Source organism: Bradyrhizobium icense (genome assembly GCF_001693385.1).
Classification (GTDB): domain Bacteria; phylum Pseudomonadota; class Alphaproteobacteria; order Rhizobiales; family Xanthobacteraceae; genus Bradyrhizobium; species Bradyrhizobium icense.
On the sequence record NZ_CP016428.1, the window covers coordinates 2,636,883 to 2,663,280 of the forward strand.

The window sequence follows — 26,398 nt, forward strand, 5'->3', positions numbered from 1 at the left end:
CGGGCATTGGGTCTTTCAGACCTTAGGTGCTCGGGCTAAGCCGTGCAGAGCGAGCCTCCTGAATATTGGTAGTGTGCGGGAGGTTCTGCAAAAGCTGAGAGGCTGAAGCGGTCATGGTAAGTCCGGTGGTTGCGAAGATCACCGCTCGTAGAGGAGCAAGGACCACCATGACCGTGACGAAGATTAAGACGGATGTCTCTGCCGTTAAACAGCTTTTGGCGTCGGACAAGGAGTTCCTCAAGCCGCTGATCCAGGCCGCGGTGCAAGAGACGCTGGAAGCCGAGATGGCGGAGACGTTGGGCGCGGAGAAAGGGGAACGCACCGAAGCCCGGCTCGGCTATCGCTCCGGCTACTACACGCGGTCGCTGATCACCCGGGTCGGTAAGATCGAGCTCAAGGTGGCGCAGGACCGCCAAGGGCGGTTCTCGACCGAGCTGTTCGAGCGCTACCAGCGGTCGGAGAAGGCGCTGGTGGCGGCGCTGGCCGAAATGTACGTGCAAGGCGTGTCGACGCGGAAGGTCAAACAGGTCACCGAGGAACTGGTGGGGCATGCCTTCTCGGCCTCGGCGATCAGCGCCATCAACAAGCGGCTTGATGCATCGCTGAAAGCCTTCTGCGAACGCAAGCTGAGGGAGCCGTTCCCTTATCTGATCCTGGACGCCCGCTATGAGCGGGTGCGCGAAGACGGGATTATCGCGAGCCAGGCGGTGCTGATCGCCATCGGCGTTGACTGGGAAGGCCGGCGTCAGGTGCTTGCAGTTGAGCTCGCCAACCGGGAGAGCCGCTCGAGCTGGAAGGAGTTTTTGGAAGGCCTGAAGGGCCGCGGCCTGCATGGCGTCGAGTTCGTCGTCTCCGACGATCATCCCGGGCTGAAGAAAGCGATTGCCGAAGTCCTCGCCGGGGTGTTCTGGCAGCGCTGTTACGTGCATTTCCTGCGCAATGCGCTCGACTACGTGCCGCGCAGGGTCGACGACGATTGTCTGCTCGAGCTCCGCTGGATGTACGACCGGCGTGACCTTGGCGAGGTGCGGCGCGATCTGGCGGCCTGGCTCGGCAAATGGGGCGGCAAATACCCCAAGCTCACCGGCTGGGTCGAGGAGAACATCGAGGAGACGCTCACCTACTTCCGTCTGCCGCTGGTGCACCGCAAGCACATGAAGTCGACCAACATGCTGGAACGTCTCAACGAGGAAATCCGGCGGCGCACCTATGTGGTGCGAATCTTCCCCAACGCCGAGAGCTGTTTAAGGCTGGTGCGGGCGCTGACCGTCGAGCGCCATGAGGCCTGGCTCGAGGATCATCGCTATCTCAACATGGATCTGTTGAAGCAGCACAAGAAGGAGGCGTTACGCCAAGCGGCCTGACGATGCTCAGGCCCACCAAGGGGATGCACGCCATCCCCTCTCCGCCGCCGTCGCTCGCCAGCGCTCCGCTGTGGGCAAGCGAGCGACGGCGGCTCCGAGGGGATGGCTCGGCCGGACCCCATGATCAATTTTGCTGAACTTGACGCACAGAACTGGGCCGAATCTCCGTTTGCGGGTCGCCGCGACGGCGGCCGGGAGCGGGGATGCGAACCAGGGACGTGGTCTCCAGGAATGCACGACGGTTGCCAGAACTTTTCGTCTCCCGCCGGGCACCCCGCCTTCTTCCTGCCGCGCACACAATTCTCCGCGGGCGCCGCTTCGATTGACGAATTTGCCACTCCCATCAGTCGAGCGATTTCTCGAGCTTTTGTGCCGCCCGAAAGTCATCCATGTGATGTAGGTTCGGGCCGTATGCGGCCTCCTTCGTCAGGAGGTGATAGATCCTTCCTACCACGATCTGGAGATGCCTCATCCGTCCGACGGGCATCGCCCGAGCCTTGCAAAGGGCTCGGACAGCATGGGCTCGGAAATAGTGAAAAGCGTCCGACATGCGGATCCAACGTCAGTCGGGGATTTTGGTTCTTCCGGCCGCCCTCCAGGAACCTCTCGGAGATCACCTGGTTGAAAAGGCATGACAAGAATTCTCTACGAAAGCGCCAACGGTGACGTCTGGCGGCTGGTCCGCGATCCGCAATCGGGTGTCGCGATGGTGGAGCACAAGCCCAATGCCAGCTCCGGGGGACGTGCGTCCCTGATCGAAATCGGAAAATTCCTTCGAGCTGGCGCCAACGGTCCCGAACACCAGGCTCTACTCCAGTTGATCGGCACGCAGGTCAACGACTGACGAGCGTCAGGAAGGTCGACCGGCCGCCGACTGCATTGGCGGTCTGCGCGCGAGGGTCGAGTTGGACACTATGCGAACGAGGATTTCGATGCCGTGACGCGGGCGTGGTTTCTATTCGTACTCGCGATGGACAGCCTGTGCCGCACCATCGGCACCTCGGACATGTACCCATTCGTGTTGACGCGCCCGGTGATCGGCAAGCTGGCGTTTATTTCAAGAGCTGGTTCAGCGCGAGCGGTCGGCATTACCGCCGGCTCCGGCGGCGGGTAGGGGACAGTCGCCCAGGTGACGTTCCCTTGAAACAAAGCCGGTCTAATCGCATTGTAGCACATCACCAGCAATGGTCAGCCAAAGACGCGGATGGAGATAGTGTGTGCTCCCGATATGATACAGGAGGTGCGCATGTGCGATTTGTGCCGCGAGCTGGACTATAAGATCGAAGCGTGTCGGAGATTAGAAAACTCAACCAATGACAAGCTAACGCGCGAAGCTCTCGCTGACCTCATCAGGGAATACGAGGAGGACAAAGCCAGGCTCCATCCACACCAGTCGGAGGAGGCATGGCGAAGTTAAGTTGCTTCGCAGTGTTCAATCCTGCGCAAGCCTTATGCTCGACCGATTGAGCGGCGAGTTGCAAAAGATGGCTCTGCTAACTCACCGGCACGCCGTCCGTAATGTCAGTAGCCGATGGTCGGTAGAGTCCCTTCGCTTCAGACACGGGCCCGGATCGAGCGGCATACAAAGACTTTGGATCGCTAAAGCTGCGGGAGTTCAAGGGTCGCTCCGAACAAGGGCGGCTGCTTTTTACGCCTGGTGGGTAACGGGAACCAAAGCATGGATAGCGCTTTTACTGGATAGCGCACAGCCGCCCTTGCGCGTTGCAGGGATGCGTCCCGGGATTGTTCATGAACAAGGTCAAGGATAAGAGACTAGCCCGGGCGGCGGCAAGCCTTCGGCGTGCTACCGTGCTGGAAGGTAAGCCCTTTCCGCTTGGAGCCACCTGGGACGGCCTTGGCGTTAATTTCGCGCTGTTTTCGGCTCATGCCACCAAGGTCGAGCTTTGCCTCTTCGATGACAGCGGAAAGAAAGAGATCGAACGCATCGAGCTGCCCGAATACACCGATGAAGTCTGGCACGGTTACATACCGACCGCACGTCCGGGTACAGTCTACGCGTACCGGGTCCACGGCCCTTACGAGCCAGATGCGGGACACCGTTTCAATCCCAACAAGCTCGTGATTGATCCTTATGCCAAGCAGCTTATGGGCGCGCTGCGTTGGGGACCAGAATTATTCGGCTATGAGCTCGGTAACGTGGACAAGGACAAGTCCTTCGATTCACGCGACAGCGCGCATCTTATGCAAAAATGCCGCGTGATAGATCCCGCCTTCACCTGGGGCCATGCGGCAAAGCCCGAGGTGTCCTGGGACCGCACCATCTTTTACGAGATGCACGTCAAAGGCTTCACCCGGAGCCATCCGCTTGTACCAGAAGGCGACCGCGGCACCTTCGCCGGACTTTGCCATCCGCATATCCCTCCTTACCTTCGCGCGCTCGGGATCACGAGCGCTGAATTTCTACCCGTCCATGCATTTGTGGACGACAGTTACCTTGCGGAGAAGGGCCTCCGTAACTATTGGGGCTATAACTCGCTTGCGTTTTTCGCACCCGAGCCGCGTTATCTTAAGACGCCTCTTGCGAATGAGTTCAAGGAAGCCGTCAATCAGTTCCATGCCCATGGTATCGAGGTGATTCTCGACGTCGTCTATAATCACACTGCCGAAGGGAACGAACTCGGGCCAACGCTCTCTTTCAAGGGCATCGATAATGCGAGCTATTATCGCCTGCTTCCAGACCAGAAGCGCTACTACATCAATGATACCGGTACCGGCAATACGGTAAACTTGTCGCACCCGCGCGTGCTTCAGATGGTCGCGGACAGTCTGCGCTACTGGGCGACCGAAATGCGCGTGGATGGTTTCCGCTTCGACCTTGCGACCATACTTGCGAGGGAGCCCTACGGATTCGATGAAGGCGGCGGTTTTCTGGATGCCTGCCGGCAGGATCCGATCCTTTCGTCAGTCAAACTGATCGCCGAGCCGTGGGATATAGGCCCGGGGGGCTATCAGGTCGGCCAATTTCCCCCTGGATGGGCGGAATGGAATGATAAATTCAGGGATGCGGCGCGGCGCTTTTGGAAAGGGGATGAAGGCGTGACGCCCGAATTTGCGCGGCGCATCACGGCATCGGGTGACCTCTTCAACAAGCGTGGCCGCAGGCCATGGTCATCAGTCAATTTCGTTACGGCGCATGACGGCTTCACGCTGAACGACGTGGTTTCCTACAATGATAAACACAATGAGGCCAATGGCGAAGACAACCGCGACGGACACTCGGACAATCATTCGTGGAATCACGGCGCTGAAGGGCCGACTGATGATCCAGAGATCATCAAGCTTCGCGAGCAGCAAAAGCGCAATCTCCTAGCGACGACGCTGCTGTCGCACGGAACGCCTATGATCCTTGCAGGTGACGAGTTTGGCCATACCCAGCGTGGCAACAACAACGCCTATGCTCAGGACAATGACACGGCATGGCTCAACTGGCTCGGTATCTCGGCCGACGGCCGCGCCTTGCGGGAATTCGTCCGCAAGCTAATCGCGACACGGCGGGCCTTTCCGATCTTGCATCGCTCAAGGTTCGTCATCGGCAACGTCAATGAAGAACTAGACGTGAAGGACGTAAGCTGGCTCGCTCCGAACGGCCTTGAGATGACAACGGCGGATTGGGACAATCCGGCCACGCGATGCTTCGGTATGCTGCTTGACGGAAGGGCCCAGGAAACTGGTGTCAAACGGAAAGGCTCGGATGCGACACTGCTGCTTATTTATAACGCGCATCATGATTTGGTCGAATTCGTCTTGCCCGAAGTGCCGCAGGGCCGCGCCTGGGCCGGGCTCATTGATACCCATGTACCGGATGCGACCGTGACGGTTTATCCTTTTGGCCACCGCCTAAAGGCCGCCGGTCGATCGATGCTAGCGCTCGGCCTCTCGACGGAAGAGACCATGACGCGACGGCTCCGGCAGGGTCTTGGTGCCATCATGGATATTGCCGAGTTTCCACTTCCGGTCTAGCCCACGCCTCCTTCTTCGAGAACGCGCAGGACGCCTTGCAATGGCACGGAAATCCAAGCCGGTCGGTAAGAGAGCTCGTATTCGACTTCATAGAGCGCTTTTTCGAGTAAAAAGAAATCCAACATCGCTTTCGTATCCTCGGCGCGGTCAGGCCACAGAACCGAGGCGCCTATCGCTTCCTGATAAGCGCTCAGAAAGGCATCTGTCGTCTGTTCGCGCCACGCGAATAAGGCTCGCGACTCCAGAGTGTTGAGTTTTTCTGACATCCGCCTCTGCTGTCTCGAGGCCATGGCGGCATAATCCAGGGAGCGCAACACACCTGCGACATCGCGCGCAGCAGGCGCCTTGCGCCTCCGATCTGCCAAAGGTCGGCTGGGCTCGCCCTCGAAGTCTATGATGACTGCGTCCTCATTGGCTACAAGCACCTGGCCCAAGTGCAAATCGCCATGATGGCGTATCTTGCAGCGGCCCAGCGAAGGACGGATGAGGTTAACTGCGTAATCATACAGCCGGGGCTTGACCCGAAGCAGGCGCTCCATGAGGGGGCATTCGTCCACATCCAGCGACGATTCCTCCAACTTCTTGAAGATACGAGCAGCGCGCTCCATAACATCGCCGATCCAGAAATCGAGATCGCCTTCGTCGATCGGCTCAGGCTTGAACGCCGCCACTTCGCCGCGGCTTGCCAGGGCGCGATGCATCTCGGCGACACGGCATCCCAAACGCCGCACCCACTGGAGATAATCCCGCCGTGCGGTGATCGCCTTGTCGCGTTCTTCAGAGCCTTTCCCCATAGCGTCAAGGTAAATGCTGAGGCGCTCGGCAGACCAGGTCCAGGCATCACCGCTGTTCGGCACAAATGAGTGGACGATACCAAGGGCATAGCTCGCGGAAGTATGAGCAGCCTCGAGGTGGCCAAGCAGCGCAGGCGTATGCGCAAAATTCGCCGCCTCGGTCAGAAAGTGTCCCATCTCGACCTCGGGGTTTTGGCCGGGCTCGATCTGGCGGTACAACTTGACGACATAGTCCTGGTCAACCAGCGCCGTACTGTTGGATTGCTCGCCGGCAATGGCGCGAATCCGGGATGGAGTATTCGGAGGCTGGCTTCCGAGTTTGCTCGTGGGCTTGAAATCCAGCCGCCAACCCGAGCCGGCAATGGAAGCCTCCCGCCGAAGGTGATCAAGGAGCCTGCGGATGAAAGTCGGATCAGCGGCGACGTCGCACAGCAGTCCTTCACGCTCGCCCTGGTGCAAACGAGCCACGATGGATTTGTCCAGTTCGGGACCCGCATCAACGGACCAGTCGGCCCGTAAGGGCAGGAGATAGCGCGCGCGGTGGTTAGTCTCGATAACGACGAAAGTGGTTGAGTCTGCGGCGAACGGAAGGCTCGCAATGATCTTTGGCTTAATCCGCGTTGCAGAGTTACCGGGAAACCACCTGGTTTTGGCGAGATAGGCCGGAAGAAAATGTCTTTCGAGAGCTGCAGTCACCTCGCTGTTCGCAACCCATGAAGAACCTTCCGGTATGTCCAAGCATGCGAGGCGTTCAGCGGCGGTGCCCATGTTCGTTAACCCAAGCACCGGAAAATAAGCACGGGATCGTGGATTGGATCGATCCAAAGCCGCATACCGCCATAGGCGACGGGCGAGGTCGGACCGGATTTCAGGTTTTCAAGCGCGGTCACGGGCTTCAAGTCGCCATGGCCTAGCCGCACCTGCACATCACCGAGCGGAAGCCAGAATTCCCGGAAACCACCCGTTAATGCGATGATCGTCACAACTACGTTTGTCTGATCGGCGGAATGTTTGACGTAGGCGATGACCGAGCTGTCCTCCACGGGCAGAAACCGGATCGCGGAGGTCTGTTGCAGTGCTGGGTTTTCGCGCCGGATACGATTGATCTGGGCGATATAAGGCTTGATGTTTCCGGGCTTGTCCCAGTCGCGGGATTTCAGTTCGTATTTTTCGGAATTGAGATACTCCTCGCGGCCCGGAATCGGCTCATGCTCGAGAAGTTCGAAACCGTTATAGATGCCGTAGTTGCTCGATAACGTTGCAGCCAGCGCAAGCCGCGTCTTGAACATCCATGGCTCGCCGCGCTGAAGGTGGTACGGCAGGATGTCGGGCGTGCTAACAAAGAAATTGGGGCGATAAAATTCGCGCTCGGGGTAGCCCGCGAGCTCGTTCACATATTGCTCGATCTCCCATCTTTCCGTGCGCCACGTGAAGTAGGTGTAAGACTGCGTGAAACCGAGCTTGGCAAGACCCTTCATGACTTTGGGCCTGGTGAATGCCTCCGAGAGGAAAAGCACGTCAGGATCGCGCGCTTGTACCTCGTTGATCAGCCATTCCCAAAAGCGAAACGGCTTGGTGTGTGGGTTGTCGACACGAAAGATTTTGACGCCTTGCGAGACCCAGAACAGGACGACATCGCGCAACGCTCGGTATAACCCTTCAGCATCGTCCGACCCAAAATCAACATTCACGATGTCTTCGTATTTCTTTGGGGGGTTCTCGGCGTATTTCATCGAGCCGTCTGGACGGCGTTTGAACCATTCCGGATGCTGCTTGATCCAGGGGTGATCGGGTGAACATTGAATAGCGAAGTCGAGCGCGACCTCCATGCCGGCGGCCGCGCATGCCGCGACAAACCGCCGGAATTCATTCAGGCTTCCGAGCTGCGGATGGATGGCATCGTGTCCCCCCTCATCTGAGCCAATCGCGTAAAAGCTGCCTGGGTCACCATCGCCGGCTTTGAGAGAATTGTTGCGTCCCTTGCGATTGGTGCGTCCAATCGGGTGGATGGGCGTCAAATAGATGACATCGAATCCCATGGCTTGGATGTCGGGAAGACGATTGATGCAGTCGTTCCACGTACCATGTTGTCCAGGCTGAGGAGTTTGGCTGCGAGGCACCATTTCGTACCAGGAGCTGTAGCGAGCCTTTGGCCTATCCACGATAAGTGTCAGTGGCTTTGATCGGGTAAGATCCGTCCGATCTTGCCCTTCGGCCATCGCTTTTTTGAGGTCATCGGCGAGCAAGCTCTCGCACTTGCCCGATTGTAAGAAGATTTCACATGCACGCGCGATCTTTACTGTGGCTTCCTGACCGCCGCTAAGGGCGCGGGTAAGGAGGGAAGCTCCCTCCATAGCGTCAACCTCGGTTGCCACATTTGCTTTGCGTTTTTGCTCAAAGCCATGTCGCCACGTCGCGAATTCGTCAGTCCACGCCTCAATGGCGTAGCTGTAGCGCCCGGTCTTCTCAGGCACGAAGGATCCCACCCAGCGGTCATTGCCATGGTGCATCATGGCGGTCCGCTGCCAATCGGATTCGGGCTCGCGGCGCCATATCAAGTCGGCGGCAACGACGTCGTGACCGTGGCGATAGATATCTGCCCAGACCTCGACGGCCTCGCCCACGATCCGTTTGACCGCAAAGCGGCCACAGTCAATTGAGGGGAAAATCTCCTCGATATGAAAAGCCTGTTTTACAGGAACGCTCATGGCATGATGGGGACGCGGCAGCATAGAGACTTATGTACGAATGCCGGATGTGCCGGATTGGTTCCTGAGTGCTGCCGGCGCCTCGGGAAGGAACTGTTTGGGGATAACGCGGTTAGACTTCCGGACCATTTATCTTGGTCTTCGGCGACGCTACCAAGAGGCACTCGAATATTTCGAGTTGCCACTACGCATTAGCGCTTATCCTCTCACCACCACTGGTTCGAACGGACTGGTCGCTAAACATGCCGCGGCCAAAAGTGCGCGGCTGCGCGCATTAACGAGGAATGTCACCATGAGCCCGAAAACGGACCCAATCGGCAACATGAAAAAGGACCCGGATGACGCGCAGGCATAGTATCGACGAACAAGCCGACAACACGCCTTGGGTTGGGCTCTCGCGAAGGTGCAGCTGATGGCGGCGCGGGAGGTACTGCTACCAGCACGTCCAGGTCATCGCGGTGGCCATCGACCGGTACGCGGAGAAGGCGCTGGGCAATCGCGAGTACTTCCTCAATAAACCTACAGCATTAGTGGTGGCAGGAAGGATCACGTCCCCTGATTGTTCGAGATTCAGGGAAATAAGCAAAAATGCCCGCTCGCCCTCCAGCATGGTGCTCCGATCACGCCGCAACTGCTGTAAGCACGACAGTCCCTATTCGCCGGGGCAACTGGCGATGGGCAGCCGGAGGCGAGCCCCGCAGGCCATTGCTGAAAGCTAGGACCGCGGCCCAAGCTTATTAGTTTTTACGGATGGCTTAAGCCAAAGTCCGCGTTTGTGAAGGGTTTCGGATGCTGGCCGCTTGAAGGATGTCGCCGCGTGCTCGGCGGCCGGCGTCCGAAAGCCTCCAAGGGAGGAAACCGCGCTTAAGGGAACGTAAGGCGGTGCGGCAGGCGCTATGGGGATTTGAGTGCCGCGGGTGAGTTCGTATATTGAGATCGAGGCGGTCCAACGAGTCGTGCGACGGAGAGGCTGCTGACGAATGCGCGGCGGATAGCATCGAGCTCGACAAGTTGTCCGACGATTTGCGACGGCTGACGGATATCTGGGCGCGCTCTGCCGTGGCCGGTCGAGAGCCAGCGGCAACGGGCAGATTTGCTGGATTGCGGTACGGTCATGAGGTGTCGATCCTGATTACGGTCGCTGGAGCTGTCGGTCGATGCCGTGGCGCTGCACCGCGCGCAAAGACCTCGATGATGATCATCCGACCGCCACAGCATGGGCAGCTCGGCTTGCTGGAATCGACGGCAGCAGCGGAAGGCTGGCCCTCAGGTTTTGAGGCGCCGAGCAGCTCCCGCGCGCGGGCGATGTTGTCGGCGCAGGCGCTTTTGGCGAACAGGCCGTAGTGGCGGATGCGGTGCAAGCCTTTTGGCAGGACGTGGATGAGGAAGCGGCGGATGAACTCGTCGGTGGCGAGCGTCATCTGCTTGTATCGATCGCGGCCCTCGATACGGTAGTCCTTCCACTTGAAGGTGACGCCGCGTTCGTCGCAGGCGATCAGGCGGCTGTTGGCGATGGCAACGCGGTGGGTGTAGCGCGACAGATAGGCCAGCACCGCCGTAGGGCCGCTAAACGGGCGCTTTGCGTAGACGACCCACTCGGCCTTGCGCAGCGGTGCGATATAAGCCGCGAAGGATTGCGCCTCGGCCAGATGGATGTCGTCGCCGAAGAAGCTCAGACGGCTGGCGGCGTGGGCGGCGACGAGCTTCTCCAGGAACAGTCGCCGGAACAGGCGGGAGAGCACGCGCACCGGGAGGAAGAATCCGGGCCGGCAAGATATCCAACTTTTGCCGTCGAACGAGATGCCGCCGCCCGGCACGATCATGTGCACATGGGGGTGATGGGTGAGCGCCGAGCCCCAGGTGTGCAGGACGGAGGTGATGCCGATCCGGGCGCCGAGGTGCTTGGGGTCGGCGGCGATCGTCAGCATGGTCTCGGCGGAGACCTTGAACAGAATGTCGTAGATCGCCGCCTTGTTCCGATAGGCGATGTCAGCGACAGCCGCAGGCAGCGTGAACACCACGTGATAGTACGGCACTGGCAACAGCTCGGCCTCACGGTCGGCGAGCCAGTCCTTGGCGGCAGCGCCTTGGCACTTCGGGCAGTGCCGATTGCGGCAGGAGTTGTAGGCGATGGTGGTATAGGCGCAGTCCGCGCAGCGCGCGACATGGCCACCGAGGGCCGCCGTGCGGCAGCGCTCGATTGCCGACATCACCTTCAGCTGGTCGAGGCTGATATGGCCGGCATGGACTTGGCGCCATGCCGGACCATGGCCGCGGAAGATATCCGCGACCTCCAGAGCCGGGCGCGACATACGCGTCGTGTCAGCCGGGCGGCCGGACCTCCTTCAGCTTGAGCGCGATGTGCTCCAGCGGGCTCATGACCTCGCTGATCGTCTTGGTGGCTACCCGGGTATAGAGCGCGGTGGTGTCGAGCTTGGCGTGACCGAGCAGCACTTGAATGACGCGGACGTCGATGTTCTGCTCGAGCAGGTGGGTGGCGAAGCTGTGCCGCAAGGTATGCAGCGAGACGCGCTTGTTGATCTGCGCCATCTGGGCGGCGGCGTGGCAGGCGCGATTGAGCTGGCGCGTGGTCATCGGCTGGGCCGGATCGCGGCCGGGGAACAGCCAGCCCTGTGGCCGCGCCGCCTTCCACCAGTTCCGCAGCAGCTCGAGCAGGCTCGGCGACAGCATGACGTTCCGGTCCTTGCCGCCTTTGCCCTGTTCGACGCGGATGATCATGCGCTTACTGTCGATATCGGAGACCTTGAGCGAGACCACTTCGGTCGCACGCAGGCCGGCGCCATAGGCTACGCTCAGTGCCGCCTTGTACTTCAGCCCCGGCGCGGCATCGAGCAGCCTTGCCACCTCCTCGACGCTGAGCACCACCGGCAGCTTGCGCGGCTCGTGAATGACATGGGTATGCTCGACGATCTCGTGGCGCTTCAGCGTGACCCGAAAGAAGAACCGCAGGGTCGAGACGGTCTGATTGAGCGTCGGCACGCCAACGCCGCTCGCGGCCAGATGAAGCTGGTAGCGGCGCACGTCCTCGAAGCTCGCCGTATCGGGTGATCGCCCGAGAAATACAGCGAAGTTTTTGATCCTTTGCACGTAGTCATGTTGGGTCTTCGGCGCTAACTTGCGGATCGTCATGTCTTCGATCATGCGTCGGCGCAACGGGCTCATTGCCTCGTCGATCATGGGGATGCTCCTGCCTTGAGTGAGGTTGTCGACACCCCTCAATCTCAAGGCAGGACGCCCTATTGCGCTATCGTCTGGGCTCCGCTGCCAGCCGTCGTGCCCTACCGCGCGAGCGGTTTAGTCCTTTGTGCATTAGGCGATTGTGACAACGGAGAATGCCCGTGGCTGCCGGTTCCAGCAAAACCGCCGTCCTCTATCGGATGGTGATGCCCGACCATATCTGTCCGTTCGGGCTGAAGTCGCTCGATTTGCTGCAGCGCGAAGGGTATGAGGTCGAAGATCACCTCCTTGAGACGCGCGCGGAAACCGATCGTTTCAAGGCAGGGCAGCACGTGGACGCGACGCCACAGACCTTCATCGGCGGCCGACGGATCGGCGGCTATGACGATCTGCTTCGTCACTTCGGCAAGTCCGTAGCGCAGCCTTATTTGGCCTATCAGCCGGTGATTGCCGTATTTGGCACGGCGGCGCTGATGGCGCTGGCGGCGAGTTGGGGGGTAGGCGGCACAGCGTTGAGCGTGCGCACCGTAGAGTGGCTCATCGCCTTCAGTATGTGCATCCTCGCGATACTCAAACTGCGCGACTTGGAGAGCTTTTCGACCATGTTTCTCGGCTACGATCTGCTAGCGCAGCGTGTCGTGCGATATGCCTACGTGTATCCGTTCGCCGAGGCTGTCGCTGGCATTTTGATGATCGCCGGCGCGCTACTGTGGGTCGCTGTGCCCATTGCGCTGTTTATCGGGACGATCGGCGCCGTTTCTGTTTTCAAGGCGGTCTATGTCGATAAGCGCGAACTGAAATGTGCCTGCGTCGGCGGCGACAGTAATGTGCCGCTCGGGTTCATTTCTCTGACCGAAAACCTGATGATGGTAGCGATGGCGATCTGGATGATCGTCAAATCGATACGGCCGGACGGATTGTAACTACGAGGCTTTGGAGTTCTAGTCCGTACTAGGAGCCTATCCGGGGGCGGAACTATTGAGCGGCACTCGCACACTTATCCTTCTAAACCCGGAGGAGCTTCTCGGATGTCTTACGGACGCTTCGCTGCCATGATCGCGGCTTCTACGGTGATGATGTTCGGCCTGATGTATCTTAATACATTCTCGGCGGATCATATTTGGTACAGTCAAACGCGAGCCTGGATGGCGCTTTTGATGGGAGCTGTGATGGCAGTAGTCATGCTGAGCTTCATGTGGAGCATGTATAAGAGCCGAACAGCAAATGTCGCCATTTTGGTTGCCTGCATTGCTGTATTTTGCGTCTCGCTGTGGCTGGTACGCAGCCAAGAGACCGTATACGATGTTTCCTACATGAAAGCCATGATCCCGCACCACTCGATTGCTGTTCTCACGAGCGAAAGAGCGCATATTCGAGACTCGCGCGTCCGCAAGTTGGCGGATAGCATCATTGAGGCCCAGGTTAGAGAGATCGGCGAAATGAAGAGTCTAATAGCTGATCTTGAAGCAAACCCGCCGCCATCGAACGCCAAGGACTTGCCACCGCGGTCGCCAAAGTGAGATGTCGCTTCTTTGCCCTTAGCCGAATAGCGCTCAGCCGTCGTCACGTCGGCTGTCAGGGGTGAACCGGACGTCGTCCACGTTCGCGTCCACCCGTTTTTGTGAAGGGTTTCGGATGCTGGCCGCTTGAAGGATGTCGCCGCGTGCTCGGCGGCCGGCGTCCGAAAGCCTCCAAGGGAGGAAACCGCGCTTAAGGGAACGTAAGGCGGTGCGGCAGGCGCTATGGGGATTTGAGTGCCGCGGGTGAGTTCGTTGATTGAGATCGAGGCGGTCCAACGAGTCGTGCGACGGAGAGGCCGCTGACGAATGCGCGGCGGATAGCATCGAGCTCGACAAGTTGTCCGACGATTTGCGACGGCTGACGGATATCTGGGCGCGCTCTGCCGTGGCCGGTCGAGAGCCAGCGGCAACGGGCAGATTTGCTGGATTGCGGTACGGTCATGAGGTGTCGATCCTGATTACGGTCGCTGGAGCTGTCGGTCGATGCCGTGGCGCTGCACCGCGCGCAAAGACCTCGATGATGATCATCCGACCGCCACAGCATGGGCAGCTCGGCTTGCTGGAATCGACGGCAGCAGCGGAAGGCTGGCCCTCAGGTTTTGAGGCGCCGAGCAGCTCCCGCGCGCGGGCGATGTTGTCGGCGCAGGCGCTTTTGGCGAACAGGCCGTAGTGGCGGATGCGGTGCAAGCCTTTTGGCAGGACGTGGATGAGGAAGCGGCGGATGAACTCGTCGGTGGCGAGCGTCATCTGCTTGTATCGATCGCGGCCCTCGATACGGTAGTCCTTCCACTTGAAGGTGACGCCGCGTTCGTCGCAGGCGATCAGGCGGCTGTTGGCGATGGCAACGCGGTGGGTGTAGCGCGACAGATAGGCCAGCACCGCCGTAGGGCCGCTAAACGGGCGCTTTGCGTAGACGACCCACTCGGCCTTGCGCAGCGGTGCGATATAAGCCGCGAAGGATTGCGCCTCGGCCAGATGGATGTCGTCGCCGAAGAAGCTCAGACGGCTGGCGGCGTGGGCGGCGACGAGCTTCTCCAGGAACAGTCGCCGGAACAGGCGGGAGAGCACGCGCACCGGGAGGAAGAATCCGGGCCGGCAAGATATCCAACTTTTGCCGTCGAACGAGATGCCGCCGCCCGGCACGATCATGTGCACATGGGGGTGATGGGTGAGCGCCGAGCCCCAGGTGTGCAGGACGGAGGTGATGCCGATCCGGGCGCCGAGGTGCTTGGGGTCGGCGGCGATCGTCAGCATGGTCTCGGCGGAGACCTTGAACAGAATGTCGTAGATCGCCGCCTTGTTCCGATAGGCGATGTCAGCGACAGCCGCAGGCAGCGTGAACACCACGTGATAGTACGGCACTGGCAACAGCTCGGCCTCACGGTCGGCGAGCCAGTCCTTGGCGGCAGCGCCTTGGCACTTCGGGCAGTGCCGATTGCGGCAGGAGTTGTAGGCGATGGTGGTATAGGCGCAGTCCGCGCAGCGCGCGACATGGCCACCGAGGGCCGCCGTGCGGCAGCGCTCGATTGCCGACATCACCTTCAGCTGGTCGAGGCTGATATGGCCGGCATGGACTTGGCGCCATGCCGGACCATGGCCGCGGAAGATATCCGCGACCTCCAGAGCCGGGCGCGACATACGCGTCGTGTCAGCCGGGCGGCCGGACCTCCTTCAGCTTGAGCGCGATGTGCTCCAGCGGGCTCATGACCTCGCTGATCGTCTTGGTGGCTACCCGGGTATAGAGCGCGGTGGTGTCGAGCTTGGCGTGACCGAGCAGCACTTGAATGACGCGGACGTCGATGTTCTGCTCGAGCAGGTGGGTGGCGAAGCTGTGCCGCAAGGTATGCAGCGAGACGCGCTTGTTGATCTGCGCCATCTGGGCGGCGGCGTGGCAGGCGCGATTGAGCTGGCGCGTGGTCATCGGCTGGGCCGGATCGCGGCCGGGGAACAGCCAGCCCTGTGGCCGCGCCGCCTTCCACCAGTTCCGCAGCAGCTCGAGCAGGCTCGGCGACAGCATGACGTTCCGGTCCTTGCCGCCTTTGCCCTGTTCGACGCGGATGATCATGCGCTTACTGTCGATATCGGAGACCTTGAGCGAGACCACTTCGGTCGCACGCAGGCCGGCGCCATAGGCTACGCTCAGTGCCGCCTTGTACTTCAGCCCCGGCGCGGCATCGAGCAGCCTTGCCACCTCCTCGACGCTGAGCACCACCGGCAGCTTGCGCGGCTCGTGAATGACATGGGTATGCTCGACGATCTCGTGGCGCTTCAGCGTGACCCGAAAGAAGAACCGCAGGGTCGAGACGGTCTGATTGAGCGTCGGCACGCCAACGCCGCTCGCGGCCAGATGAAGCTGGTAGCGGCGCACGTCCTCGAAGCTCGCCGTATCGGGTGATCGCCCGAGAAATACAGCGAAGTTTTTGATCCTTTGCACGTAGTCATGTTGGGTCTTCGGCGCTAACTTGCGGATCGTCATGTCTTCGATCATGCGTCGGCGCAACGGGCTCATTGCCTCGTCGATCATGGGGATGCTCCTGCCTTGAGTGAGGTTGTCGACACCCCTCAATCTCAAGGCAGGACGCCCTATTGCGCTATCGTCTGGGCTCCGCTGCCAGCCGTCGTGCCCTACCGCGCGAGCGGTTTAGTCCTGTGATCCACTGCGGACCTTCGCCGCCGAACTGCCCCCATCGGCGCGCTCTGGGCCAATTTCTATCGATGTAGGGACTGCGGCAACATGCTTGGGTCGGGCCTCGCCTCGATTGCAAAGGGCCGCTCAATGGGTGCCGTCTGCATCTGACTCCGTGCCGTTCGCGGCCAAGGTCGGCTGCACGCCGCAGACGCTACATGACTGTGTCAGGAAGGCCGAGATCGACAGTGGACACCGTGCCGGCGTTCCGACCGACATAGCCGAGCTGGCAGATGACGGCATCAAAGCGCTCGTCCGCATAAGGCAAGGCATGAGCATCGAGAGTATCGAGCGCTACCGCCGTCTAAGCAGCTTACGTCGAGCTACCTCGAGCATCGCCGGGGAGCTGTCGCCGGCGACAAATGGTATCCGGCGGACCGGCGACCGCCGCGCCGGTGCCGGTCGTGAAATTGAGCACATGTTGGCCGGGCACGAGCCGGTCGGCCCGAAGCATGGCAGGCAGAAACACGCCCGTAACGTCGGCGAAGGTGTGATCGTAACCGGTCGCACCTACGGTGTATGATATTTGGTCCATAATCTTCCTAGCGCTCGAGGGCTCCGTGCTGTACTCGTTCCTCAGTCACCGCAGGCGGAAGGCAGCGTAGGGTCGGCTGGAACAAACAGCAGTGTTCTTCCATCGGCTAGCGCTTGCTCAGCCGTGGTCGGATTGACAGCGCCGCCTGGGAGCTCGCCAGCAAATGTTGATGTGCATGGGAGAGCGTTCCGTTAATTTGGGCCGCGGCAGTTGATGCAGTACCGTAGTCTTCCCCTGTGTCACGCATCGAGAGTGGCGCCGCTTCCCTGCTTGTCCCAACAGAAGAACATTGGACGATCGATGTGCAGACGCTCGTCCTGAAAGACTTCGTCGGTACTCCCATTGTGCTTTGGAACTGACAGATCTCCACATCGATGTGGTGCTCAGGTGCCAGGTTAGCCCTTCGCATCGCCGCCAGCGGTCCTACCCGCCTGATGGAATTGATACCGGAGCTGCGCCGTATTCTACGCGGATATTTCTGCAAGCTGCGTTGGCTCAGACTGGCCAACTCGTGGTATACGACGCGCGGCATGAACTGCGAAGCCGGCTTTGCGCGTTGCTACTGACAGCCACTGACCAACTGAGTTCAACTGAGGCCCAACCGAGCCCAGCGTTTGGGGTGCGTCGTGCGGTATCTCGTGGAGCAAGCCGGACTTATCGAGCGGCGACGCCGAAAAATCGTCATAATCGATCGCGATGGTCTGGAGCAGCAATCCTGCCCCTGCTACTGGTCAATCCTAGACGAGTACCAAAGAGTTCTCGCGCGACTGCACAAGCCCGGGTAAGATTGCTCATCAGCGGTCCGATCGTTCCTTTCCTTCCTCTGAGTGTGAAGTCTGTGGTCCGCGGGAAATGCTTGCGATGAGAACTGCTAGAATTCCGGTAATGAAGATCCCGTCGAATGCACCTGCACCTCCAATCGAAGCGACTGGCGCCCCGAGATACTGAATTTCTCGGAAGTTGAGCAGATCGGCCCCGATAAGCGTACCAAGGCTGCCAGAGATGTAGGCCGTTGGGGCAGGCCGCTGCGCAGAGATCAAGAGCGAAACGATCGCCGTTGCCGCCACCGGCGCGAATATTGGGATGGCAATTCCAAATCCCGGAATTGGACGAGCCAGCCAGTAACACACGACAGCAACTGCTGCGGTACCCAGCGTAGCCTGAAGCCAAAGTCGGTGCTTAATGAGCAGGTACACCGACATTAGCGCCGGAATTACGGCACCACCGACGTTTACAGCTACCAGCGTGCCAGGCCATTGGACCACGACCGGCACCACATAGCGCATTCCGAAGAAGTTAACTTCCTGTCCCGACAGGATCCGCCGCTGCGGCAGTTCAGCTATTGGTATGTTGAAATAGCTGCCGACCAAGGACCCGAATAGCAACAGAAGCGCAACATTGGAGGTGATGCCGAGACGCCTGTAGGCGTAGTGCAGGATTCCGACCTGGATCAGAACGAGTACAACGACGAACAGCCCGAGGAGAAAGGAAAAGAAAATCGGTGCGAGCGGTAGGTAATGAGGGGCAGTCCAGTTCATGCGGTCCTCAGCACTCTCTTCAAAGAGGCGGTCAACGACAGGTTGAGGTGTGGCCGCCATAGATTACATATCCTCGAAGCAGATACGTCGGCTCTCGAGAAGACAGCCGAGCAGCTGGCGGAAAGGCAATCGACGGGAACTGTCGACTTCTTTTCATACGTCCGAGTTCGCACCCAACTCCTGGCTGATTGCGCCGAGCGGGACCAACGCTCGCTAGCCACCATCGCATCAGATCCGTACCTGTTCGCCCAGTTCTCGTCAGCGTCGTCGAGCGCGGTCCCGACGCCATCTATGCCGCGCTCGCACTGCCTCACAATGCGGCGTAGAAGCAAATCGACGGAGAGCTGGCAAGGCAGACCCCCCGGTCTCGCGAGTCCACCCAGCGGTAGCCGCTACGCTCCTACGCACAGGCGCTGGCGTCTGATAACCAGCACTAACTAAAGGCAACGCTGATGTCTCTGCACAGCCGTGCATCCGTATTCACCTCCCGCAATGCATGACCGGGTGATCCCGAAGGCGGCAGTCATATTACAACAGGTGAGGCTCCAGTTATGAACGGTCTCCTACGCATTCGGTTGCACGACATGGCCGAGCAGAAACCCCCTCATCAATGGCAGCGTTCCGGATGATCGATATCGCAGAGAATGAGTTAGTGCGCTGGCGTACAAAACTGGTCGCGTCGGTTGTGCGGGGAGAAAGCGTCCGGGAACTAATTCTCGACGTGAATGGTTGTGATCTCGCCGCGGGGCTCCCTCAGCTTGCTGTAATTGCTGTCATCCCCCGGGGTCGTCCGCTGTCTCGGGAACCTCGGTTACTGCTTCAACAACAGGTCAGCAATATGACTGATCCGTCCAGGTCCAATCGATCGCGCGAGTCTTCGAATTGCGGAAACGACTGCATTCCCTTGCGGCACTGAGGCATCAGACCCTCATCCCAGCGGCGTGCGCAAAACGTGATGTCATACATCGATTGCGAGCGCCTATCCCGATAGACCGCACCGAATGGTATGTCTCCGGCGGTTTGCCGAACTTGAGGTTGGTTCATGAGGCGTTAGCAAGGGTGCTTTGGCCCGGATCATGGCGAAAGGCCAATCCTATTAGTTGATCAACATTTGCACGAATGCGACATGTCCGAAGTGCGAAAGACATCCTGGTTTGAACGAGTTGGGCAAACGTTGGTGCGCGCCTCCGTTACGATTGCTTTCCGCCGCAAGTGGTTAGTAGTCAGTGCCGCTCTAATCGCCGCCGGCCTTGGCGGCTATGCCGCGACTGGACTGAAGGTCAGTACGAAAACGCAGGACATCCTCTCCACCGATCTGAGCTTCTTCCAAATCGAGAGGCGCTATCGCGCAGCATTTCCGCAGCGCGACCCCATCATCGTAGTCATCGACGCAGACAATTCGACGAAAGCACGAGCAGCTGCGATGAGCCTTGCCGAGAGGCTCAAGCTCCACCAAGGACTATTTGAAAGCGTTGAAGTGCCGGGGGAGTCCGCTTTTTTCCACCGCAACGCCCTTTTGTTCCTTCCTGCCGATCGCCTCACAGCCGCTGCGAATGAGCTCGCGCAGTCGCGTCCAGTGCTTTCGATCTTTGCGCAAGATCCCAGTCTGCGCGGCCTGGCAAAGTTTATGGAGCTCGTCCCGAGCAGTGTAAGTGTTGGAAGAGCGTCGCAGGATCTGGCGAACACGATCAACGAATTGGCGGAGACGGCGGCTGCAAGCGCCGAGGGGAGGCACTCCAGCATGATATGGAGTACCCTGTTCGGCTTCGATGCTGGGGCCAAAAGCAATCGTGCTCTGGTGCTCGTGGAGCCGATCGTGAGCGAGCCTTCGATTCTCGGTTCTCAGCCCGCCCTAGAGCAGGTGAACACCGACATTGCGAGCATCGCCCGTGATTATCCAGAAGTCACGATGCATGTGACCGGTTTTCCGGTACTGCGACAGCAGGAACTAAACGAAGTGTTCTCCGGCGCGGCGTATGCGAGTGTTCTTTCGTTTGCCCTGGTGTCGCTTAGCTTGTTGTTGATCCGATCGTGGCGGATTGTGATTGCCTTGGTGGTAACGCTCGTGATCGGTTCGATCATCACGACGGGTCTGGCGGCAGTATCTGTCGGCCGTCTCAACCTCATCTCGAGCGCTTTCCTGGTGTTGTTCTTCGGGTTGGGCGTGGATTTCGGCACGCATTTCGGGCTGCGTTATCTCGAGGAATCCAGGACTGGCGCGCCTTTTCGAGATGCGATCACCCGAGCTGGGTGCGGTGAGGCGCCTGCCATCAGCCTAAGCGCACTGTGCGCCTCCATCGGATTTCTCTCATTCGTTCCGACGAGCTATGTGGGCCTCGCGGAATTTGGGGTGATCTCTACACTTGGCATTGTCGTGGGCGTTGTCCTTACTTTCACCCTGCTCCCGGCCCTTATGGCCATAACACCGCCCAAGCCGCAAGCCCGAGCCGGACTGCAGATCAACATAGGGAATCAGATCAGACGGCATCATCGCGGCATATTGCTTGTGGCAACCGTTGCCACGATCGCGGCGGCATTTGTGGCGCGGGGGATCCGTCTCGATGTCAATCCGCTCAACCTGCAAAATCCCCAAACCGAAGCGGTTCAGACGTATCGCGATCTCGCCAAGAATCCGTCGACATCGCCGTATGCCTTAAATACCATTGCTGCGAGCCGGGACGCGGCGCGCAATCTGGCGTCCGAGTTGGGCAGGATAAAGGGTGTTGCTCAGGTTCGGACGATCGACGCCTTCGTACCGGAAAATCAGCCAGAAAAATTGAAGATCATCCGCGAAGCTGCGCGGCGCCTCGGTCCGGTTCTCCAATCTCCAGTGCGTCGGCCCGATCTGAGCGAAGGTGAACTGCAACAGGCGTTTACCAACCTGCGTGGCAAAGCGTCAGCGATCGTTTCCAGCGGCCCATCCGACGCGCTCACGGTAGATGCCGCGCGCCGTTTGACCGCAGCACTCGACCGCTTTGCCGATTTGCGAAGCGTCGGACCGGCCGCGCTCGGGCAGCTCGACGCAGCACTGACCGGAACTCTGCCGAGGCAGATCAGGAACCTGCAGGCAATGGTCTCGGTATCGCAACCGGTCACGATCGATGACATCCCCGCGGACCTGCGCCGCCAGTGGATCACACCGGACGGGCGCGCCCGAATCCAGATATTACCTACAAGTGAAATCACAGACACAGTAACGCTCGAGTCGTTCGCCCGGCAGGTGCAATCAGTAGCCCCAGAGGCCACGGGAGTACCCGTCGACGTCACCGAAGCAGGTGCAGCCGTGTCGCGCGCCTTCTTGCAGGCGATCGCCTATACCGTCGTCGCCGTTGCGATCGTTATTTTTGTTGTGCGGCGCAGCGTGGTCGATCTGCTTCTTGTGCTCGCTCCACTTGGCCTGGCGTCGCTCTGGACAGTTGCAGGGGCAACGCTGCTCGGCCTTCCTTTCAATTTTGCCAATGTGATCGTGATCCCTCTGTTGCTGGGCCTCGGCGTGGCGAGCAGTGTTCACATGGTGGTACGCGCTCGCGAAGCGCCACGCGGCGCCATTGGCGATATTTTGCAAACCTCCACGCCTCTCGCTGTTTTTGTGGCTCAACTCAATACTGCAGCTGCATTCGCCACGCTGGCCGTTGCTGAGCACCGAGGACTATTCAGCATGGGAGTTCTTCTCGGCCTGTCCATACTGTTCGTACTGATTGCATCCCTGATCGTGCTCCCAGCGGCGATGGTCTTGTGGGACCATCTGCGAGTTCGGCGCGATGAAACGCGGGCTCGGCCGTCAACCTAAAGAGCCGCGCGCGCGGCGCTGGGTCGGCTAATCCGATCACGCTAACGGCTTCGCTGTCGATGGTCGCTCTCGGCTCTGCCACCATTAAGAAGCATCTCGTGCTCGAGCGATCCCGAGGCGGAGCTATGCAGTACTAGGTTGAGCCATATGATTCGGGAAATTCGAATGGCTCCGAACTCGGCTTTTGAGGAGGGAATGTCAGGGTCGTTTCTGTGCCGACCATCAGACAGTCACATTCCGAAAGGACGAGCGTCGGATGAAGAAAATCCGTACGTAATCGTACACTCAGCCGACCCGCAGCCGACTTGGCGCGAACCGCCGGCCTTTTCACTTGTTGAAGGCAATGATCGAGAACAACACGTATCAACCACAGCGAGGAAGATCATGCGACGGCTTCTCTGTGCCGCGAGTGCGGCGCTCCTGATGACCAGCGCCGCGATGGCGCAAGACGCTTCGAAAAAGTCAACCGAAACGAACAAGAACAATCCAGCCGCGGCGCCAACGACCACGCAAGGACAGGGCCAAGGCTCCGCAACACAAGCACAGTCCAACAAAGCGCAAGAGGACGCATCGCCGGGTATCCGATCCGTAGATCAGGCGACTGCGTCACTACGTATGACGTTCTATGCGGTGCAGCCGGCAGATATGCGCGCATCAAAGCTGATTGGAACCAATGTTTACAATCTTACCAACGAGAACGTTGGCGAGGTCGAAGATTTGATCATCGACAATGGCAAGACCGTAAAGGCTGTTATCATAAGCGTCGGCGGCTTTCTTGGGATTGGCGATCGAAACATCGCGGTGCAGCCTGGCTCGGTGGTCCTCTCTGAAAAGAGTGACGGATCGGCGCGGGTGGTGATTAATACCACGAAGGAGGACCTTAAGAACGCTCCGGCCTTCAACTTCGCAGATGTCGATAAGGCCGGCAGTGCTAGTAGTGCGGGCACAACTGGCGCCTCGTCCCAACCCGCCCAGGGCGGCGACAAAAGCGCTCCGGAGAAGTAGCGGGCATTCGCCAGCTTTGATCGGGCCGCCCGACGCTGCTGCCCGACAAGCTGTGGCGGTTGCCCAGAGTTGGGTTGCGGAGGTTTCACAAGATCCGACGCATCCGAAATTGAGGTACAGAGGAGTTGCTGGCCCTCAACAGAACTGAACTACCGCTGCAGAAATGGCGGCCGATACGACCACGAACTATGAGCACAAGCAGCTAAACAGAGCTCTTTGACTAGGAAACAATAATATGGCCAGATCACCGGATAAGAATTGCGACGAAGAAGAAGCGGTCTCTCGCGAAAGCAGTCGCGGACAGCCCAATGCAGAAGTTGCCGCGCAACCTCCCGCGCCAGGAGCGAAGGATCGACCGGGCTTTGACCTTGGAGGTGCCGTCACTGACGCAACGGCAGGTTCGGGTCTAGGCTTGGGAGACGACGCAGCAGAGAACCGAGAGGATCGGCGGCTACCCCGCCGCCGTCCGAAGAAAAAGCCGGTTGCTTAACGTTAAGGGCAGCCGTCGCGAATGAGAAGTGACTATGTGCTGGGTCGCGGCGGTCTCCGTCCACCGGGCCCGCGATTGTCGCCTCGACCCAGCACGCGCCGTCTCGGGCGGCCCACCTGTTGTGGCGCGTCCTGTCTTCCGCTGAGAAGTCCGCCCATCCAGATGGCCATAGCCCACGCCAGCGCGGCGGCAACCAAAGTCGATTCGGAGCGAACTCGGGGCGTCTGCACAGGGTGTGACCCATGCAGGGCGGGAGGCCCATAGGCGCCAAAATGGGACTTCGGGAACATATGAGAATGCAACCGAAGCCGTAGGACGAGTTCTTCATCGAAGCCAAATATCCCGTACCCAAGTGCAAGGGACGGCATGGGTGGATAGTGACGCGCGAAGAGAAGCGTGTGTGTTGCACGTGAGTTCAGTGGATCGAAGTCCTTGAAAAAAATTGCCATGTCAGAGCGAACTGCGCGCCGGAGCCATTCAAGCTCCAGCAAGCTGATGGCGCGCCCAAAAAATGTTCTGTGACAAACTTTATGCCGAGCCGGCGAGCGGCCGACCGCCAACGTCGCTACCGCTGCGGTGCACGGCGCCGGAAAAATCGCCGGTGCGGAAGGTAAGCCAGACCCTGCGGCAGCCGGTCGTTCCGGCAAGTGGTTAGGAGATGGTTGGCGTCGATATCTACCGTCGGTCGCCAAGGATCAAGACGGCCACCTTCTTGCCGTCGCCGTTACTGCCAAGCGCTAGTCCGATGTGGGTTAAGGTAGATCGCAAGAGCCTCTTCCGGTACTGCGAACTATCCAGCCATTGCTGCGTGAAATAGTGCACATCGGCTCGCGTCGGCTTGGTTCCACAGCCGCCACAGGTGGCCATTAAGAATGAGACTGATTGCCAGCTCCGACGCTGGCCGGTCGGCAGGAGCTGGTATGGGTTCACATCTCGGTCAATCTCCAGATTCTCGGAGTCGGAGCCGCCTATGACAGACCTCGCGACGTCGATCAACGCTGTGCTGCTCTCAAGCGGAGATCGATCCTCGGCCGCCCGCGTGCCATTGATCTGCGATAGTGCAAATTTTGTTTGCTCGCCGGGAGAAGTTGCGACCTCCTGCTCTCCCGCCTTCGCGCCGCGCGGAGTGCCTGGGCCGGCAAACGTCTGAACAGCATATTGTCCTTGCTCGTGGCTCGAAACGACGCCGAAGCCGAACTGCGTCAGCCCACGATGCAGAATATTTTGTCGATGCTCTGGGCTGTTCATCCAGCCGCGATGTAGCCGCTCAACCGCTTCGGTATCGGGCGTCGAAGTGCAGCCTGCGCAGCGCGCAATATTTTCGGCCGTCAGGCGCCACTTGCTGCCACCTGCCTCGATATAGCGGTCCTGTACCGTCTCGCCTTCCGGTGATGAATGGGAATAGTAGTCGCGCCGGAGCATGTCTCTTGCGTGGGAGAGGGCGGCTTGGTTGACATTTGGCCCAAGCTCAAGCGGCTGCAGTCCCTGCTCGCGCCGCGCCTGGTTCACCAATTCGAGCGCACGGGTTCTCAGCGTTTCCAGATCACCTGTGCTGGCTGCAACGCATGTGGGCGCGATAGCCGCAAAAAGCACGAGTGTGCACACCACAACCTGAACCGGGCAACGCCCATTCGGAAACCCCCGAATCATGAATTCGAGCACATCGGCTTCATCGCATCAACTCTACCATTCTCTCCAAGCTATGGCGCTCATCGTGTCCGCACTCAATTGCGCCACGTGGACAGGGGAACCCATTAACGTTTACTTTCCGCCTGTCGGCTGGAGGACATCAAAGGTTGCGGAACGCACCGCGACATCGATTTCCGGGCTGGCGATCACAAAGATGAAGTCATGCTGCGGATCGGCCCAAGTCGGCAACTGCACAGTGACCTGCAATGTTCCTTCGGAGCTGGTCAGCGCGGACTCGATGACACGATAGTCGCGACCTGGCTCGCCACCGGCGATGTCGACGCGCTGAGTGGGAGGCAGTCCAATCGCCGACAGTGTCACTGGCGTTCCTAGGGCACCCTTTCTGACTGACAACGAAACTTGCGCCTCGACCTTTTCCATGCCGGGAATGTTCAGGCGCTGGCCGAGCTTACGAACGCGCTGATGCAGGTCCGGATTCCGCTCAATGAAATGCTCGACAGATCGGGTAACGGTCTCGGCTGCTCCTTCGATCGATTGGCCAGCTTCCTTGGCGTAGGATTTCAAGCGACCGAACAGGGATTCCGCCGCTTCCCGTGCCTTGGCCGCAGCGTCATTCGCCGAAGGGGCGGCCAAGTTCAAGGGTATGCCCGTCTGCAGGTCCCTTGATCCTTGAATCTTTGGATTGAGGTCGAGAATTCTGGCTTCCGTGACGTCGCAGCGCTTGGCGAGGCTGCTCAAGGTTTCGCCTTCTCGGACCTGGACCTCGTTACCGCACTGGGCATACGCCGGCGAGGCCAGTCCAATCGCGATCGCCAGACAAAACGCCGTGGTAGAAAGTCGCGAGACCATGAATGGCGAGCACAGAGGCATGGCTGTTTCTCTCAAACGAACTTTTAAGGAAAACCGCCCTGGACGCCACTCGTTCCGACAGCGCCGCAGCTGAGCGTTTACTGGGAAAAATTATGCCGACCACAGGCAAGCCGATCCGTACGCCCAGCCTCGGTGCCGGATTTCTTCGCCTGAAGCGATGCTGCCCGGCAACGTCCGGAACTCTAGCTTCCAGTAGGCCACTTCTGTCGGTTCGCGAAGTCTGGCTCTGGCAGCTCGTTATTGGTTCGACTCTACACCCGGTGCACGGC

General features: G+C 59.6%; 19 protein-coding genes. 10 read left to right on the forward strand and 9 right to left on the reverse strand.

Going from position 1 to position 26,398, the window contains the following annotated elements; all coding sequences use genetic code 11:
* Positions 1–167 precede the first annotated feature (167 nt).
* From LMTR13_RS12430 to glgX, 4 genes are all read left to right on the forward strand, one after another.
* A complete protein-coding gene (locus LMTR13_RS12430) occupies positions 168–1,364 on the forward strand; it encodes an IS256 family transposase (RefSeq protein WP_065728133.1) in 1,197 nt (398 codons plus the stop codon).
* Positions 1,365–1,995: 631 nt separating this feature from the next.
* The gene (locus LMTR13_RS12440) at positions 1,996–2,208 is read left to right on the forward strand and encodes a hypothetical protein (protein ID WP_065728135.1); all 213 of its coding nucleotides are present in this window, start codon (positions 1,996–1,998) and stop codon (positions 2,206–2,208) included.
* A gap of 93 nt (positions 2,209–2,301) precedes the next feature.
* Entirely contained in the window at positions 2,302–2,478 is a 177-nt protein-coding gene (locus LMTR13_RS39145) for a putative zinc-binding metallopeptidase (RefSeq protein WP_197521080.1), read from the forward strand.
* Positions 2,479–3,113: 635 nt separating this feature from the next.
* Positions 3,114–5,345 carry a glycogen debranching protein GlgX gene (glgX, locus tag LMTR13_RS12450; protein ID WP_065728137.1) on the forward strand — a complete coding sequence of 744 codons (2,232 nt, stop codon included), beginning with the start codon at positions 3,114–3,116 and terminating at the stop codon, positions 5,343–5,345.
* Here glgX and LMTR13_RS12455 read toward each other — a convergent pair.
* Positions 5,342–6,907 (reverse strand): putative maltokinase, encoded by a 1,566-nt coding sequence (locus LMTR13_RS12455; RefSeq protein WP_065728138.1) that lies wholly within the window; start codon positions 6,905–6,907, stop codon positions 5,342–5,344. The two genes, glgX and LMTR13_RS12455, sit on opposite strands and share 4 nt — an antisense overlap.
* A 5-nt stretch (positions 6,908–6,912) precedes the next feature.
* Complete coding sequence (locus LMTR13_RS12460) at positions 6,913–8,871, reverse strand: alpha-1,4-glucan--maltose-1-phosphate maltosyltransferase (RefSeq protein WP_065728139.1); 1,959 nt, start codon at positions 8,869–8,871, stop codon at positions 6,913–6,915.
* 16 nt (positions 8,872–8,887) lie between these two features.
* On the opposite strand from LMTR13_RS12460, the gene LMTR13_RS42050 reads away from it, so the two are divergent.
* Entirely contained in the window at positions 8,888–9,202 is a 315-nt protein-coding gene (locus LMTR13_RS42050) for a hypothetical protein (RefSeq protein ID WP_156795587.1), read from the forward strand.
* Between the two features lie 757 nt (positions 9,203–9,959).
* On the opposite strand, the gene LMTR13_RS12465 is transcribed toward LMTR13_RS42050, so the two are convergent.
* Together LMTR13_RS12465 and LMTR13_RS12470 are read right to left on the reverse strand one after the other, a co-directional pair.
* Positions 9,960–11,159, reverse strand: a complete 1,200-nt coding sequence (locus LMTR13_RS12465) for an IS91 family transposase (RefSeq protein ID WP_065728140.1) — start codon at positions 11,157–11,159, stop codon at positions 9,960–9,962.
* Positions 11,160–11,169: 10 nt separating this feature from the next.
* On the reverse strand, positions 11,170–12,045 hold the full coding sequence (locus tag LMTR13_RS12470) for a tyrosine-type recombinase/integrase (protein WP_065728141.1): 876 nt from the start codon (positions 12,043–12,045) through the stop codon (positions 11,170–11,172).
* 155 nt (positions 12,046–12,200) lie between these two features.
* Between LMTR13_RS12470 and LMTR13_RS41655 the strand changes: the two genes are divergently transcribed.
* The gene (locus tag LMTR13_RS41655; protein WP_065728142.1) at positions 12,201–12,968 is read left to right on the forward strand and encodes a MauE/DoxX family redox-associated membrane protein; all 768 of its coding nucleotides are present in this window, start codon (positions 12,201–12,203) and stop codon (positions 12,966–12,968) included.
* 105 nt (positions 12,969–13,073) lie between these two features.
* Positions 13,074–13,565 carry a DUF305 domain-containing protein gene (locus LMTR13_RS12480; RefSeq protein ID WP_065728143.1) on the forward strand — a complete coding sequence of 164 codons (492 nt, stop codon included), beginning with the start codon at positions 13,074–13,076 and terminating at the stop codon, positions 13,563–13,565.
* A gap of 438 nt (positions 13,566–14,003) precedes the next feature.
* Here the strand turns inward: LMTR13_RS12480 and LMTR13_RS12485 are convergent, their stop codons facing one another.
* Complete coding sequence (locus tag LMTR13_RS12485) at positions 14,004–15,203, reverse strand: IS91 family transposase (RefSeq protein WP_065728140.1); 1,200 nt, start codon at positions 15,201–15,203, stop codon at positions 14,004–14,006.
* Positions 15,204–15,213: 10 nt separating this feature from the next.
* Positions 15,214–16,089: a tyrosine-type recombinase/integrase gene (locus LMTR13_RS12490; RefSeq protein WP_065728141.1), complete on the reverse strand. Its 876-nt coding sequence runs from the start codon at positions 16,087–16,089 to the stop codon at positions 15,214–15,216.
* 277 nt (positions 16,090–16,366) lie between these two features.
* Here LMTR13_RS12490 and LMTR13_RS12495 point away from each other — a divergent pair, with 277 nt between their 5' ends.
* Positions 16,367–16,774: a hypothetical protein gene (locus LMTR13_RS12495; protein ID WP_156795588.1), complete on the forward strand. Its 408-nt coding sequence runs from the start codon at positions 16,367–16,369 to the stop codon at positions 16,772–16,774.
* 806 nt (positions 16,775–17,580) lie between these two features.
* Here LMTR13_RS12495 and LMTR13_RS12500 read toward each other — a convergent pair.
* Positions 17,581–18,324 carry a DUF1614 domain-containing protein gene (locus LMTR13_RS12500; RefSeq protein WP_065732631.1) on the reverse strand — a complete coding sequence of 248 codons (744 nt, stop codon included), beginning with the start codon at positions 18,322–18,324 and terminating at the stop codon, positions 17,581–17,583.
* Between the two features lie 1,126 nt (positions 18,325–19,450).
* On the opposite strand from LMTR13_RS12500, the gene LMTR13_RS12505 reads away from it, so the two are divergent.
* Together LMTR13_RS12505 and LMTR13_RS12510 are read left to right on the forward strand one after the other, a co-directional pair.
* Positions 19,451–22,114 (forward strand): MMPL family transporter, encoded by a 2,664-nt coding sequence (locus LMTR13_RS12505; protein ID WP_065728145.1) that lies wholly within the window; start codon positions 19,451–19,453, stop codon positions 22,112–22,114.
* A 384-nt stretch (positions 22,115–22,498) separates the two neighbouring features.
* Positions 22,499–23,119 (forward strand): PRC-barrel domain-containing protein, encoded by a 621-nt coding sequence (locus LMTR13_RS12510; RefSeq protein ID WP_065728146.1) that lies wholly within the window; start codon positions 22,499–22,501, stop codon positions 23,117–23,119.
* Between the two features lie 1,165 nt (positions 23,120–24,284).
* On the opposite strand, the gene LMTR13_RS12515 is transcribed toward LMTR13_RS12510, so the two are convergent.
* Positions 24,285–25,271 carry a CAP domain-containing protein gene (locus LMTR13_RS12515; RefSeq protein ID WP_065728147.1) on the reverse strand — a complete coding sequence of 329 codons (987 nt, stop codon included), beginning with the start codon at positions 25,269–25,271 and terminating at the stop codon, positions 24,285–24,287.
* Between the two features lie 99 nt (positions 25,272–25,370).
* Positions 25,371–25,997: a hypothetical protein gene (locus LMTR13_RS12520; RefSeq protein WP_197521081.1), complete on the reverse strand. Its 627-nt coding sequence runs from the start codon at positions 25,995–25,997 to the stop codon at positions 25,371–25,373.
* Positions 25,998–26,398: the final 401 nt, after the last annotated feature.

What these genes read in the sequence shown, in the direction of transcription:
- LMTR13_RS12500 (WP_065732631.1), bottom strand. Translation starts at nt 18,324, where the DNA reads ATGAACTGGACTGCCCCTCATTACCTACCGCTCGCACCGATTTTCTTT.
- LMTR13_RS12430 (WP_065728133.1), top strand. Translation starts at nt 168, where the DNA reads ATGACCGTGACGAAGATTAAGACGGATGTCTCTGCCGTTAAACAGCTT.
- LMTR13_RS42050 (WP_156795587.1), top strand. Translation starts at nt 8,888, where the DNA reads ATGCCGGATGTGCCGGATTGGTTCCTGAGTGCTGCCGGCGCCTCGGGA.
- LMTR13_RS12465 (WP_065728140.1), bottom strand. Translation starts at nt 11,159, where the DNA reads ATGTCGCGCCCGGCTCTGGAGGTCGCGGATATCTTCCGCGGCCATGGT.
- LMTR13_RS12440 (WP_065728135.1), top strand. Translation starts at nt 1,996, where the DNA reads ATGACAAGAATTCTCTACGAAAGCGCCAACGGTGACGTCTGGCGGCTG.
- LMTR13_RS12455 (WP_065728138.1), bottom strand. Translation starts at nt 6,907, where the DNA reads ATGGGCACCGCCGCTGAACGCCTCGCATGCTTGGACATACCGGAAGGT.
- LMTR13_RS12470 (WP_065728141.1), bottom strand. Translation starts at nt 12,045, where the DNA reads ATGATCGACGAGGCAATGAGCCCGTTGCGCCGACGCATGATCGAAGAC.
- LMTR13_RS12505 (WP_065728145.1), top strand. Translation starts at nt 19,451, where the DNA reads ATGTCCGAAGTGCGAAAGACATCCTGGTTTGAACGAGTTGGGCAAACG.
- LMTR13_RS41655 (WP_065728142.1), top strand. Translation starts at nt 12,201, where the DNA reads ATGCCCGTGGCTGCCGGTTCCAGCAAAACCGCCGTCCTCTATCGGATG.
- glgX (WP_065728137.1), top strand. Translation starts at nt 3,114, where the DNA reads ATGAACAAGGTCAAGGATAAGAGACTAGCCCGGGCGGCGGCAAGCCTT.
- LMTR13_RS12510 (WP_065728146.1), top strand. Translation starts at nt 22,499, where the DNA reads ATGCGACGGCTTCTCTGTGCCGCGAGTGCGGCGCTCCTGATGACCAGC.
- LMTR13_RS12490 (WP_065728141.1), bottom strand. Translation starts at nt 16,089, where the DNA reads ATGATCGACGAGGCAATGAGCCCGTTGCGCCGACGCATGATCGAAGAC.
- LMTR13_RS12460 (WP_065728139.1), bottom strand. Translation starts at nt 8,871, where the DNA reads ATGCTGCCGCGTCCCCATCATGCCATGAGCGTTCCTGTAAAACAGGCT.
- LMTR13_RS12485 (WP_065728140.1), bottom strand. Translation starts at nt 15,203, where the DNA reads ATGTCGCGCCCGGCTCTGGAGGTCGCGGATATCTTCCGCGGCCATGGT.
- LMTR13_RS12480 (WP_065728143.1), top strand. Translation starts at nt 13,074, where the DNA reads ATGTCTTACGGACGCTTCGCTGCCATGATCGCGGCTTCTACGGTGATG.